The organism is Rhodanobacteraceae bacterium (assembly GCA_016713135.1).
Classification (GTDB): Bacteria; Pseudomonadota; Gammaproteobacteria; order Xanthomonadales; family SZUA-5; genus JADKFD01.
The window spans coordinates 223207-236825 of record JADJPR010000012.1 but is presented as its reverse complement, the minus strand read 5'-3'; the positions used below and the strand labels follow the sequence as shown (position 1 = coordinate 236825).

Here is a 13619-nt window from a genome sequence, read left to right as displayed (position 1 = left end):
CGCCATGGCCTGCGCGCGGTCCGGTCGCCGCGACCAGCTCGCGGCGTCCCGCGGCGGGGGCTTAGATGAGCTTGGCCAGCCCCTCCCCGCGACTGGCCGCCGTGGTGAGGATGCGGTCGAAGCCGGCGATGGCCAGGATCTCGCGCACGGTGGACTGCAGGTTGCACAACGCGATACGGCCGCCCGCCCGCTGCGCCTTCTTGCCGGCCACCAGGAACACCCGCAGCCCGGCCGAGCTGACGTAATCGACATGCGCGAGGTCGAACAGCAGGCGCGTGCTGCCGCGCGCGATCTGGTCATCGCAGGCGCGCTCCACGGCGGGAGAGGTCGACGAATCGATGCGCCCGCGTGGGCACAACACGGTGACATTGCCCTCCTGCACGAGGTCGATCTGCATGCTTGGTGTCCCCACCGGACCACGCCGGTCCTTCCGGGCGCCACTTTGACACAAATGGGGGCGCCGGCAAACGTCCCGGAACGCACGGCGCCCGGCTGCAGCGCGGGCTCAACCCGGCGCGGAAAACGCCGGTGGTGCCGGGCGCACGCCCGGCTCGCGTTGCATCCGCGCGCGAATCTCGGCGAGCCTGGCGGCGAGCTCCGCGGCATCGATGCTGGCAAAACTCGGCGCCCCTACACCCTCGACCGAGGCCAGCACGAGCGGAAACGGCTGGCCGCCGCAGACGCCCTTGAGGGGTGCCTCGCCGACGAAGTGGAAGCGCAGCCCGCGCTGATCGGGCTGGCGCGCAAATGCCTCGGCCAGGTTGGGTGACAGGATCAGCTCACCCGGACGCGAATGGCCCGACAGCCGAAACCCGGTATCGACATCGGGACCGAGGAAATCCAGGTAGGGCCTGTCCTCGCTGGCGCCAAGCATCTCCGGGATCTCGATGGCACGATTGCGCTCGCCGATTTCGGCGCCCCAGCAGCATCCGCGGATGCGCAGGGGCCAGCTTGCCGAGATGCGCTGGTCATAGCGCACCACCGCATCGCTGAACGCCGCGACGATCAATTGCGCCTGGTTGATGTCCTGCGGCATCGCCGCGAACACCACCTCGTCGCCCATCACCTTCCACACGCCACTGTGCGGAAGGTCGTCTTCAAGCGCGAAGTACTCGGCAAGCTTGCCGATGAAGATCAGTGGCAGCTCGCGGAAGAGCGTTTCGAAGGCTTCCAGCCACAGCGCCTCGCCGGCGTCGCTGACCGTGCCGGCCTTGAAAGCGGTGGAGCCGACCACGTCGGCCGAAAGGAACATCACCAGCCGCCGGGTCTTGAATGCATCCGGATGCACGCGTTCTCCCATGTTTACAGGCTGCCGGCGGCCGGGATCATCGCGTGCATGCCTGCGGCGGTCAACGCGGGCGCGCCCGGCGCCCGCGGCTGACCCGCGTCAACCCGCTCGCTGGTCAGCTCAGGGTCGCGCAGGATAGTCTTCGAGTGTAACGGCGAGATCACTCGCACGACCCACCGAACTGCGAACACCATGATCCTGGGTGCCCTGTCATTGCTGCTGCGCCGAGCGCCAAGGCCGATCCGGCCAGAGGAGGTCGACGCCTTCGATTGCGACGGCGCGCGGGCCTTGAACTATGCGTTGTCACGCGGCGCCCGCCGCGCACGTCGGCGCGTCGAATTCCATGCGCGCACGCTCGCGATGCTGGCCTTCGGCGTCTATATGTTCGCCTGGTCGCCGGCCGGTCTGTTGGCCTGGGTGGTGTTCAGCGCCGCGTTCTCGGTCTTGCTCGACGGCATGCGCTTCACCCTGGCGTCCAAGTGGGTGGTGCATACCCACAACCGCGATTACCGTGCCGAGGAGATCGTGATCACCGGCGCCGCGCTCGAGCGCGGCGACAGTCACCGACCCGTGACCCGGCCACGGCCGCAGGTGATCCTGACACTTGCGCTTGCTGGCGCGTGCACCCTGATCGGTCTGCCAATCCTGTGGTTCACGCTGGCCAGCTTCGGCTGGGTCGGCTGGAACCAGGTCTTCGCCAACACGCTGATGCCGCTGTTCATGCTGTTCGCCGCTGGCGGACGGGCGCTGGCTGCCTGGTATGCGATCACCCAGGCGCGCTCGGCGACGGTGGGCTCGCGCGAGTTGTTCCTGGATTCCGATGACGCGCTGGACACCTACGCCCTGGCCTTGCTGCTCTCGCCGCTGCTGCTGCTCGGCACGCTCAGCGGCTATCTGATGGTCGCCGCCGTGGTGTTGCTGCGGATGGGTTGGTGGGCCTGGCGCTGGTGGTGGCTGCGCCAGTCGGCAGCGCTGGTCGCGCGGCGGGTGTACCGGACCAATCCCAATGCACCGGCACAGCAGCGGTCGGCCGAGTGGTCCGACGACGATGACGAGGTGCCGGTCGCGCCAAGCACGCGTCGCCATCGCTGATCAGCCCGTTTTCAGACGTCGCCGTCGGCCGGCCAGCCCTCGCCGCTGCCGCGCTGGTAAACCCGGTCATCGTCCAGCACCGCGCCCGCCGGGTAGGCGCTCGCACCCTTCAGTTCGTAGTAGATCGGACCGAAGTCCGGATCGACGGTGGCACGGAACAGCTGCTCGAAGCTGTCGATGACGAAATAGGTTTTCTGGAAGGTGTCGATGCGGTAGCGCGTGCGCATCACCCGGCGCACGTCGAAGCCGATCCGGTTGGGCGCCGCACTGTCCAGGCTGTAGATGCTCTCGCCCTTGCTGGAGACGATGCCCGAGCCGTAGATGCGCAGTCCCTTCGGCGTGTCCATCAGGCCGAATTCCACCGTGTACCAGTAAAGCCGGGTCAGTTCGGTCAGCGGCTCACTGCCGTAACGCGCGGCCTTCAGCCCGCCCTCGCCGTAGGCCTGCATGTAATCGGCGAACACCGGCAGCGACAGCAGCGGTACGTGCCCGAACAGGTCGTGGAACAGGTCCGGCTCGCTGATGTAGTCGATCTGTTCCGGCTTGCGGATCCACCAAGTCACCGGGAAGCGGCGGTTGGCGAGGTGCTCGAAGAACGCCAGTTCCGGCAGCAGGCCCTCGACCGCGATCAGGGTCCAGCCGGTGGCGGCCTTGAGCACCGGGTTCAGCTCGGAGAATTTCGGGATGCCGCGCCCGTCGATCCCGAGGCGCTTGAGGCCGTCGAAGAACTCGTCGCAAGCTCGCCCCGGCAGCAGTTCCATCTGGCGCTCGAACAGGCTGGACCACGTCTGGTGCTCGGTAGCGGTGTATTCGTCCCAGGGCTGGTCGACCACTGCGGTGGTGTAGACCGGCACATAGCCCTTGTCGGTGTACTGGTGTTCGACCCGGCGTGGCTGATCCATGGCGTCCCTCTCCCGGCGCGACTGGAGCGCGTACAGTAGCGCGCATCCGGCGCATGCGGGTTGCACGCGTTGCGCCGGTCGGCGAGTCTTGCGCAATGTCCGTGCGTCCCGAGCGAGTTTCCCGGAGTAATCTTGCGTGACCGAACTGGATCGCATCGATCGCAGCCTGCTCGCGCTGTTGCAGCGGGATGCGCGCCACACCAACGCGGAGCTGGCCGAACAGGTAGCGCTGTCGCCCTCGGCCTGCCTGCGCCGGCTGCAGCGCCTGGAGCGTGCCGGCATCATCCGCGGCTATCGCGCAGTCCTCGATCCGGCGGCGGTCGGGCGTGGCCTCACCGCCTTCGTCCGCGTGCAGCTGGAACGCCACGATGCGGAGCATGTCGAGCGCTTCGCAGCGCTGGTGGCCGGCTGGGACGCCGTGGTGGCCTGCTACACCTTGACCGGCGACATGGACTACCTGCTGCACGTCGCGGTGGCCGACCTCGACCACTTCAACCGCTTCATCATGGGCGAGCTGCTCAAGCACGGCGGCGTGCGCGACGTGAACACCAGTTTCGTGCTCGGCACGGTGAAGCCGGACCAGGGATTACCGCTCGCGTGACTCGCGTGCCCAAGGGCCTGCGGGCTCGGCCACCGCGTCTTCACGCGTGTTATCTTTGGTGACATGTCCATGCGCCCGCTCGCTCTGCCGGGATGACACCACGGAGATCGCACCCTCGATCCCGTCTACGGCACCGATGGGCGCCGGCGCTGGCTCTCGCGTGGACCGTGCCCGCGGCCGCCGCCGACCATCTCCCGACCGGGCAGCACTGGTCGGTCTATGCGTTGCTGGCGGTCGTAGCGGCCCTGGTGGGGCTGCGCTACCGCGCCCGGGTGCGCGAACTCGCCGCGGCGCAGGCGGCGGTCAAGGAGCGCGACGAACGCGTCAAGCTGGCATTGGCGGCGTCAAGCGACGGTTACTGGCACTACGATCTGGTCCGCGACGTCATCTACAGCTCTGCTGCCGACCTCGACATCGATGCGGTAGTGGACCGCGAATACACGCCGGACGAATTGCGCCAGCGTCTGCATCGGGACGATATCGGCAAGATCGAAGCCGCGATGGCGCGGCATCTTTCCGGCCAGACGCGCGAGGTCGAAGCGGAGTTCCGCCTGCAGGGCGGTGAGCGCACTCGCTGGCTGCTGATGCGCGGCGCCATCGTGGAACGCGCAAAGGATGGGCGCCCGCTGCGCATCGCCGGCACGTTTCGGGATGTCAGCGAAGTGCGCAAGGCACAGCGTGCCAGCAGGATCGCCGAGGAAGTGATCGAGTCGATGCAGGAAGCTGTCGCGGTCACCAATGCCGCCCACGAGTTCGTCACGGTCAACCCGGCATTCGAGCGGATGACGGGCTACCGCGCGGATGAACTCGTTGCCCAGTCGAACTCGCTGCTGAATTCGGAACGCCACGATTACGATTACTACCGCCGCCTGCGCAGCACGCTGGAAGCGAGTGGACAATGGGAGGGCGAGCTCTGGCAGCGCTGCAAGAGCGGCGAGGAGCGCCTGCTGGCGCTGCGCATCTCACGCATCGTGGCGCCGGACGGCGAGCGGCTGTACGTCAGCGTGCTGTCGGACATCACCGAGCGCCGTCGCAACGAGCACCGGTTGCAGCGGCTTGCCAGCCATGACCCGTTGACCGGGGTGGCCAACCGCAATGCCTTCACCAGCGCGCTCGACGCCATGTTGCAGGCGGCCGACCCTGCGGACGGACTGTTCGGCGTCCTCGAGATCGACCTCGACAGGCTCAAGCACGTCAACGAGATGCTCGGTCACGAAGCCGGCGACGAATTGCTCCAGGCGGTGGCCCTGAGGTTGGAGGCCTGCCTCTCGCAGGGCGATTTGCTGGCGCGTCTGGGCAGCGACGAGTTCGCGATCGCCCCGCAGTCCGCGCGGACGCCGGAAGCACTGGTCTGGTACGCGCAATTCCTGATCTCCGCCTTCGGCGAGCCCTTTCACCTGCGCGGCCGTCCGGTGGCGCTGACACCGAGCATCGGCATCAGCGTCTGGCCCGATCACGGCGGCGATGCGCGCCACCTGATCAATGCCGCCGACTCGGCGATGTATGAGGCCAAGGCCGCCGGACGCAATACCTTCCGTTTCCACTCACAGGCGCGCATGCAGGCCATCCGCGAACGCATGGACCTGGAGCGCCGCATTCGCCTGGCCGTCGAGCGCAGCGAGTTCCTGCTGATGTACCAGCCACGCTACTCGGTGGCCGCCGGCCGCGTCACCGGTTTCGAGGCGCTGTTGCGCTGGCGCCATCCGGAGCGCGGGCTGGTCAGCCCCGAGGAATTTGTCGGCGTGCTGGAAGAAACCGGCCTGGTGGTGCCGGTCGGCCGCTGGGTGCTCAGCGAGGCGCTGGCGCAAGTGCGCGAATGGCGGCTGCATGGGCATGCGGACATCTCGGTGTCGGTCAACATCTCGCAGCGCCAGATCCGCGAGGGCTCGCTGCACCAGTTCATCGCGATCCTGCTGAACGAACTGGGGCTAAAGGGTGACGCGCTGGAACTCGAGATCACCGAGAGCCAGCTGATGGACGACCCGGACGAGGCGATCGCCATCCTGGAAGAGCTGCACCGGCTCGGCTTGCGGGTGGCGATCGACGACTTCGGCACCGGTTATTCCTCGCTGGCCTACCTGCGCAAGCTGCCGATCGACATCCTCAAGGTCGACAAGGCGTTTGTCGCCGATGTACCCGGTGATGCTGACTCCAGCGTGATCATCGAAACCGTGCTCGGCATGGCGCGCACGCTCAAGCTCAAGGCGGTCGCCGAAGGTGTGGAGAACGACGCCCAGGCGCGCTTCCTGGCCAATCTCGGCATCGACGAGATCCAGGGTTACTGGTACTCGCGCCCGATCCTCGCCGAGAACGCGATGGCGCTGCTGGAGGGCCGCGGCCTCAAGCACGCGGGGCTGCGGGCGATCGGGCCGTAACGGCTCGGGCAAGGGGTGGCGCCCCCCCCCCCCCCCCCCCCCCCCCCCCCGCCCACCCCCCCCCCCCCCCCCCCCCCCCCCCCCCCCCCCCCCCCCCCCCCCCCCCCCCCCCCCCCCCCCCCCCCCCCCCCCCCCCCCCGCGCCCCCCCCCCCCCCCCCCCCCCCCCCCCCCCCCCCCCCCCCCCCCCCCCCCCCCCCCCCCCCCCCGCCGCCCCCCCCCCGGCGCGCTGTGTTTGCGGCGCCCGCGGGCATCGCCCAGAATGCCGCCACGCTCCAAACCGGCCTGTCGCATGCGCACCATCCTCGTCAGCGGATTGCTGCTGATCCTCTCCGGTGGCGCCCCGGCGCAAGGCGCGCCCGACTGGCTCGGGCTCGATGGTTTCGCGTTTGCCAGCCCGCCGGCCAGTTTCCGCTTCACTGACCTCGACCTGCGCGATCCGCATGTGTTCCTGCCGATCACGATCGCGCCGCTGCCGACGATCTGCTTCGACTTCACCGACAGCGCGATCCCGACCACCACGGTGTCCTTCAACGGCAGCATCCAGACCAGCTACACCAGCGACAGCAACCCCGCCGACGGTTTCCTCGACGCGAGCAGCCTGCTGTGGTTCCGGCCACTGGCGCAGGACGGGCGGGTGGGGCGGGTGGACAACGGCCCGGCGGACTGCCTGGCGCCGGCGCCGACCAGCGGCTGCGCGCCGCGTACTGGCGCCGAGCCCACCGCCTACACCTACGCCGCGGCGGCCAGCGGCAACTGCCTGGCCCCGATCCCGGGAACCATCGGCGTGCCGGCCTACTCGCCGGCCATCGGCACGCCTGCGGCACCCTGCTTCACCACCGCGCCAAAGACCTTCGTGTTCGACAACAACGGTACCGCGATCACCCTGGTCGATGCCCAGATCGCGGCCAGCTTCAGCGGCAATCCGGCGACCGCGCTGAACCAGGGGCTGCTGCGCGGCTTCCTGCGCGAAGCGGACGCCAACCAGATCGTGATCAGCGATCCCAACCTGCCGGGTGGCTCGGTGACGCTGGCCAGCCTGCTGCCGGGCGGCAGCGGCAGTTGCTCATCGCGCAACGACAAGGACCAGTACCAGGGCGAGAGCGGCTGGTGGTTCCATTTCAACTTCAGCGCAACGCCAGTGGTCTACACCGGGCCCTGAGAGTCTTCTGTTCGGCTTCACCTGCGTCCGGTGTACGCTCCCCCCTGGCACCTGCGGGTGCATTTCCCGTTTCTCCAGGCACAGGCCCGAGGGAGTGAGTCCGATGAAGCCCGGAAGCATCGCGTGCGTGCTGGCCCTGTTGCTGGTTCCGCCAAGCCTGGCGGCCGAGGAGGCAGCCGCCTTGCCCAGCTACCTGAGCTACGACGGCACCGCGGTGGAGCCGGAGGACGGCAGCGTGCTCTATCGCGAATCGCATTACGTGGCGATGCAGGGCTCGCGGGTGCTCGAACGGCTGGTGCTGTACCGCTGCGCCGACGGTACGCCGTTCGCACGCAAGCGGGTGGCCGACAGCCCGCGCCTGCCCTGGTTGCCGGAGTTCGAGCTGACCGATGCGCGCCTCGGTTACGTCGAGGGCGCCAGCGCGTCCGGCGATGCGGTGCAGGTCTTCGTGCGCGAACCGGGCGAGGCCGAGACCGAGCGCGAGGCGCTGGACGAGGTGCCGCAGGACCTGGTCGGAGACGCCGGTTTCGACCGCTTCGTGCAGGACAACTGGCAAAAACTGCTGTCCGGCGAGACCGTGCACTTCCACTTCCTGGTGCCGAGCCGGCTCGATTACCTCGGCTTCAAGGTGCGCCACCTCGGCCGCGAGCAGATCGGGGAGACCCCGGTCGAGGTGTTCCGCCTGGCGCTGGGCGGCCTGCTCGGCCTGATCGTGTCCGGCATCGATGTCGCCTATGCGGCGGACGACCGGGTGCTGATGCGCTTCGAAGGCCTGACCAATGTGCGCGATCCGGAGGGCGACAACTACGTCGCGCGGATCGACTTCCCCTTGAGCGCGCGGCGCGTGGAAACGAGTCCCGAGGCGCTGGAATCGGCGCGTTCGGTGCCGCTGGCGAGTGCCTGCGCGATGTAGCGGCGGTTGGGTTGTGGGGTGCGGTGAAGGGCGATCGGGCACCAGAGGACTTGAGTCCGGTTGTTGGCTGTTGGCAGTGAAGCGCACACCGCTCCACCTGAGGAAGCCAGCTCTGTCGGCCATCTTGCAGTAGCGGCCCAGAAAGATCGCAGCCCAAGCCGCTCCCGTCGGCCCTCGGCTCACCGTGGCCTTTGCTGCCAACAACCAACAACCAACAACCAACAACCAACAACCAACAACCAACAACCAACAACCAACAACTAACAACCAGACTCCGGCCAGCGGCCACCCGGCGTCAGCGCAACACCTCCGCCGCAAAGCGCACGATGTCCATCGCACCCATCGCGCCCTGGGTGCGGGCGATCTCGCGGCCGCCGTGGAACAGGGCCAGCGTGGGGATGCTCTGCACCCGCAGCGCGGCGCCGACATCCTGGTGGGCCTGGACGTCCACCTTGGCTACACGCACATTCGGTTCCAGCCGCTGCGTCGCCGCGGCCAGATGCGGTGCCATCTGCAGGCAGGGCCCGCACCAGGGCGCCCAGAAGTCGACCAGCACGGGCTGTTCTGATTCCTCGACGAGCCGGCGGAAACCGGCGCTGTCGACCTCCAGCGGATGACCCTGGAACAGCGGCGCCTTGCAGCGCCCGCAACTGGGGTGCGCGTCCAGCTTCTCCACCGGGACGCGGTTCTTGCTCAGGCAACTCGGGCAGATGATGTGCATGCGCGGGAGATGGGCGCGCGGCGGGGAGGATTCAAGGGCGAGGACGCGGCCGTGAGCCTGGTTGTCGGTTGTCGGCAGCAAGAGCTCCGGCAAGCCGAAGTCCAGTGGGAGCGGCTTCAGCCGCGATCATTTTCGGCAGCCGCTGGAAAAGGATCGCCGACAGAGTCGGCTCCCACGGGTGTCGCGCTGCGCGAGCTTCGCCAACAACCAACAACCAACAACCAACAACCAACAACCGACTACCAAGAATCGACTACCAACTACCCGCTGCAGACCACCCGTCCCGCATCAACGCCGCGCCGCGTAGAACGCCACCTCGGACACCTCGTGCCAGCGCGCGGCGCTTTCGCGGAAGGCCTGGAACGACGCGTACACGCGGCCGGTGAACTCGTCCTTGGCGGCGAGTTCCTTCAGCACCTGTTCGCTGGTCTCGCGCAGGGCTTTGAGCACATCGTCCGGCAGGCGGCGGAACTGCACGCCGTGTTCCTTGACCAGGGTATCCAGCGCGCGCTGGTTCTGCGCGGTGTAGTCGGCCAGCATGTCGTCGTTGACCGCGCGGCAGGCGCCTTCGACGATCGCTTTCAGATCATCCGGCAGCGCGTCGAAAGCCTGCTTGTTGACCATGCATTCGAGGGTAGGACCGGGTTCCTGCCAGCCGGGGTAGTAAGCGAACTGGGCGACCTTGTTGAGGCCGAAGGCGAGGTCGTTGTACGGCCCGACCCATTCGGTGGCGTCGATCGCCCCGGTCTGCATCGCGGTGTACAGCTCCGCGCCCGGGATGTTGACCGGCGCACCGCCGAGGCGCGCGAGCACTTCGCCGCCGAGCCCAGGGATGCGCATCTTCAGGCCCTTGAGGTCCTCGACGCTGTTGATCTCCTTGCGGAACCAGCCGGCCAGCTGCACCCCGGTGTTGCCCGCCGGGAACGGCACCAGGTTGAACTTCGCGTACAGCTCGCGCCACAACTCCAGCCCGCCGCCGTGGTAAAGCCAGCCGTTCTGTTCCTGTGCGTTCAGGCCAAAGGGCACCGCGCAGAAGAACTGCACCGCCTCCGACTTGCCTTTCCAGTAGTACGGTCCCGAATGACCCATTTCCGCGGTGCCGGCGGAGACCGCATCGAACACCTCGAAGGGCGGCACCAGCTCGCCACCACCGAAGACCTTGACGGTCAACCGCCCGCCGCTCATGCGCCCGATCATCTCGGCCACCTTGGCCGCGCCGGCGCCCAGGCCCGGGAAGTTCGCCGGCCACGCGGTCACCATCTTCCATTGCAGCTTGACCGCAGGCGCGGCCTCGCCCGTCGCCGTCGTCGGCGCCGGCGCACCGCAGGCAGCCAATGCACCCGCAGCGGTGGCCACGCTGCCGGCCTTGAGGAAGTCGCGTCTTTGCATGGCGGGCATCCGCTGGTGAGCTGGGGAAGGCGAGTCTAGCGGCAGGCCTGGATGAGCGCCTGAGAGTGAAGGGTGAGCGTGAAACGTCAATCAGAGCCGCCCAGGACGTTTCCGCTTCACTGCTTTCACTCCGCGGCTGTCGGCGAAATGCCTCGCTGACAGCCACCGCTTCAATGCGCCTCATCCCAGTTCGCCCCGATCCCCACGTCCACCACCAGCGGCACGGCGAGTTCGGCGGCGGCGGACATGCGCTGGGCGATACCGTCGCGGTAGTGGGCGATGCGGTCTTCGCGGATCTCGAACACCAGTTCGTCGTGCACCTGGAGCAGCATGCGGATCTCGTCGGTGTGCGGGGCGAGCCAGCGGTCCAGTTCGATCATCGCGCGCTTGATGACGTCCGCGGCGGTGCCCTGCATCGGCGCGTTGATCGCGGCGCGCTCGGCGCCGGAGCGCGCGGCGAAGCTCTTGCTGCGGATCTCCGGCAGGTACAGGCGGCGGCCGAACACGGTCTCGACATAGCCCTGCTCGCGCGCCTGGTGGCGGGTGGATTCCATGTACTGGCGCACGCCGGGATAGCGCGAGAAGTACAGGTCCACATAGTCCTGCGCCTGGCCGCGGCCGATGCCGAGCTGCTTGCCCAGGCCAAAGGCGCTCATGCCGTAGATCAGGCCGAAGTTGATCGCCTTGGCGGCGCGCCGCTCGTTGCTGGTGACCTCGTCCGGGGCCTTGCCGAAGACCTCGGCAGCGGTCGCGCGGTGGATGTCCGCGCCCTGGCGGAAGGCGCGCATCAGGCCCTGGTCCTCGGACAGATGGGCCATGATGCGCAGCTCGATCTGCGAGTAGTCGGCGGCCAGGATCATCCAGCCCGGCGGCGCGACGAAGGCGGTGCGGATGCGCCGGCCCTCGGGGGTGCGGATCGGGATGTTCTGCAGGTTCGGATCGGAGGACGACAGCCGTCCGGTGGCGGCCACCGCCTGGTGGAAGCTGGTGTGCACGCGCCCGGTGCGCGGGTTGATCAGCTCCGGCAGCTTGTCGGTGTACGTGCCCTTGAGCTTGGCCAGCGAGCGGTACTCGAGGATCTTGCGCGGCAGCTCGTCGGCCTCGGCCAGTTCCTCCAGCGCGTCCTCGTTGGTGGACGGCTGGCCGCCCGGCGTGCGCTGCTTGACCGGCAGGCCGCGCTCCTCGAACAGCACCTGGGCGAGCTGCTTGGGCGAATCCAGGCTGAAAGGATGCCCGGCGAGCGCGTGCACCTCCTGCTGCAGCCGCAGCATGGCGTGGCCCAGCTCGCCGCTCTGCGCGCGCAGGCGCGCACCGTCGATCAGCACGCCGGTGCGCTCGATGCGCGCCAGCACCGGCACCAGCGGCATCTCGATGTCCTCGAACACGCTGCGCGGCCCCGGGCTGCGCGGAAAGGCGCGGCCACAGCGTCCGGTGCAGGCGCAGGGTGATGTCGGCGTCCTCGGCGGCGTAGTTGCAGGCATCGTCCAGCGCCACCTGCGAGAAGCTGATCTGCCGCGCGCCCTTGCCGGCGACATCCTCGTAGTGGACGGTGGCGACGCCGAGGTACTTCTTCGCCAGCGCGTCCATGTTGTGCAGGCTGGCGTTGGAGTTGTAGACATACGATTCGAGCATCGTGTCCCAGCGCAGGCCGGCCATCGCGATGCCATAACGCGCGAGCACGTTGAGGTCGTACTTGCCGTGCTGGGCGATCTTCGCGCGCAGCGGGTCCTCGAGCAGCGGCTTGAGCGCCGCGAGCACTTCGGCCAGCGGCAGTTGTGCAGGCGTGCCGGGGTAATCGTGACCCACCGGCACATAGGCGGCCTGGCCGGGCTCGACTGCGAAGGACAGGCCGACCAGCTCGGCGCGCTGGGCGTCCAGGCTGGTGGTCTCGGTGTCGAAGGCGAAGGCCGCCGCGGCCTCCAGCACGCCCATCCAGTGCGCCAGGCGCTCGCGCGTCGTCACCAGCTCATAGTGCTTTTCGGCCGGCGGCGCGGGCAGTTCGACGGGCTCGGCCGGCGCCGGCATCGCCGCGGCGATGTCGGCCGCGCCGCCGCCGATCTCGGCCAGCGCCTGCTTGAAGCCGTAGCGGGCATACAGCCCGCGCAGTGCATCGGTGTCCGGGGCTTCGAGCGCCAGCTGGGCCGGACCGACCGGCAACTCGCAATCGGTCTTGACCGTCACCAGCTCGCGATTCAGCGGCAGCCGCGGCAGCGCCGCGCGCAGGTTCTCGCCGATCTTGCCGCCGATCTCGCCGGCGTGCGCGATCACATTCTCCAGCGTGCCGTACTGCGCCAGCCACTTGGCCGCGGTCTTCGGCCCGCATTTGTCGACCCCGGGCACGTTGTCGACCGCATCGCCCATCAGCGCGAGGTAATCGATGATGCGCTCCGGGCGCACCCCGAACTTGATCTCCACGCCCGCCGCATCGAGCCGCTCGCCGGTCATCGTGTTGAGCCATTCGATGCCCGGGCGCACCAGCTGGGTCAGGTCCTTGTCGCTGGTCGAGATGACCACGCGCATGCCCGCCGCGTGCCCCTGGGTGGCGAGCGTGCCGATCACGTCATCGGCCTCGATGCCGGGTTCGCGCAGGATCGGCACACCGATCGCTTCGACGATCTTCAGCAGCGGCTCGATCTGCAGCCGCAGGTCCTCGGGCATCGCCGGGCGGTTGGCCTTGTAGTCCGGGTACAGCTCCTCGCGGAAGGTCGGGCCCGAGGCATCGAAGACGAAGGCGAGGTGCTCCGGTTTGTCCTCCTTCAGCACCTTGCGCAGCATGTTGACCACCCCGAACAGCGCGCCGGTAGGCTCGCCGGCGGCATTCGTCAACGGCGGCAGCGCGTGATAGGCACGGAACAGGAAACTGGAACCGTCGATCAGGTAGAGCGTGGTCATGGTGCGGGCCGGGCGCTGCGGATAGCGCGGAGCATAGGGGCTTGGGGGCGGAGAAGCGGGGACGGAGAAGCGGGGGTAGGTGAAGCGGGGGTCGGTGAGGTGAAGCGGGGCAGGGGCAGGGGACCTGCCTCGCGGCGAACTCGCGCCGTCCCGCATCCTGTCGATCTACGACGCCACGGCAAGCTGCCCCCGCTCTTCCGTCGCCCACAAGATGCCGAACAGTTCGCTGTCGCCGCCCCGCTGGCCCCTTGCCCCCTGCCCCGCTTCACCTCCCCCGCTTCTCCTC

The 13619-nt window shown here is 68.5% G+C and carries 11 protein-coding genes and 1 pseudogene; 5 read left to right on the top strand and 7 right to left on the bottom strand.

The window, feature by feature from the left end; all coding sequences use genetic code 11:
* Positions 1-61: 61 nt before the first annotated feature.
* The 3 genes from IPK27_12085 to IPK27_12075 form a co-directional block, all read right to left on the bottom strand.
* The gene (locus IPK27_12085; protein MBK8068330.1) at positions 62-397 is read right to left on the bottom strand and encodes an STAS domain-containing protein; all 336 of its coding nucleotides are present in this window, start codon (positions 395-397) and stop codon (positions 62-64) included.
* 108 nt (positions 398-505) lie between these two features.
* Positions 506-1300, bottom strand: coding sequence for a hypothetical protein (locus tag IPK27_12080; protein MBK8068329.1), 795 nt, complete (start codon positions 1298-1300; stop codon positions 506-508).
* Between the two features lie 2 nt (positions 1301-1302).
* A complete protein-coding gene (locus tag IPK27_12075; protein ID MBK8068328.1) occupies positions 1303-1452 on the bottom strand; it encodes a hypothetical protein in 150 nt (49 codons plus the stop codon).
* Between the two features lie 28 nt (positions 1453-1480).
* On the opposite strand from IPK27_12075, the gene IPK27_12070 reads away from it, so the two are divergent.
* A complete protein-coding gene (locus IPK27_12070; GenBank protein ID MBK8068327.1) occupies positions 1481-2380 on the top strand; it encodes a hypothetical protein in 900 nt (299 codons plus the stop codon).
* Between the two features lie 11 nt (positions 2381-2391).
* Here the strand turns inward: IPK27_12070 and IPK27_12065 are convergent, their stop codons facing one another.
* On the bottom strand, positions 2392-3282 hold the full coding sequence (locus IPK27_12065; GenBank protein ID MBK8068326.1) for a phenylalanine 4-monooxygenase: 891 nt from the start codon (positions 3280-3282) through the stop codon (positions 2392-2394).
* A gap of 136 nt (positions 3283-3418) precedes the next feature.
* On the opposite strand from IPK27_12065, the gene IPK27_12060 reads away from it, so the two are divergent.
* The 4 genes from IPK27_12060 (at position 3419) to IPK27_12045 (ending at position 8331) form a co-directional block, all read left to right on the top strand.
* Positions 3419-3883, top strand: a complete 465-nt coding sequence (locus IPK27_12060; GenBank protein ID MBK8068325.1) for an Lrp/AsnC family transcriptional regulator — start codon at positions 3419-3421, stop codon at positions 3881-3883.
* Positions 3884-4050: 167 nt separating this feature from the next.
* Positions 4051-6258, top strand: a complete 2208-nt coding sequence (locus IPK27_12055; protein ID MBK8068324.1) for an EAL domain-containing protein — start codon at positions 4051-4053, stop codon at positions 6256-6258.
* Between the two features lie 290 nt (positions 6259-6548).
* Positions 6549-7418, top strand: coding sequence for a hypothetical protein (locus tag IPK27_12050; protein MBK8068323.1), 870 nt, complete (start codon positions 6549-6551; stop codon positions 7416-7418).
* Positions 7419-7521: 103 nt separating this feature from the next.
* Positions 7522-8331: a hypothetical protein gene (locus IPK27_12045; GenBank protein ID MBK8068322.1), complete on the top strand. Its 810-nt coding sequence runs from the start codon at positions 7522-7524 to the stop codon at positions 8329-8331.
* A 295-nt stretch (positions 8332-8626) separates the two neighbouring features.
* Here the strand turns inward: IPK27_12045 and IPK27_12040 are convergent, their stop codons facing one another.
* The 3 genes and pseudogenes from IPK27_12040 to polA all read right to left on the bottom strand — a co-directional run bounded on the left by IPK27_12040 (position 8627) and on the right by polA (position 13333).
* A complete protein-coding gene (locus tag IPK27_12040; GenBank protein ID MBK8068321.1) occupies positions 8627-9052 on the bottom strand; it encodes a thioredoxin fold domain-containing protein in 426 nt (141 codons plus the stop codon).
* Between the two features lie 288 nt (positions 9053-9340).
* Positions 9341-10441 (bottom strand): TRAP transporter substrate-binding protein DctP, encoded by a 1101-nt coding sequence (gene dctP / locus IPK27_12035; GenBank protein MBK8068320.1) that lies wholly within the window; start codon positions 10439-10441, stop codon positions 9341-9343.
* A 170-nt stretch (positions 10442-10611) separates the two neighbouring features.
* Positions 10612-13333 (bottom strand): annotated as a pseudogene (polA, locus tag IPK27_12030) (DNA polymerase I).
* Positions 13334-13619 lie beyond the last annotated feature (286 nt).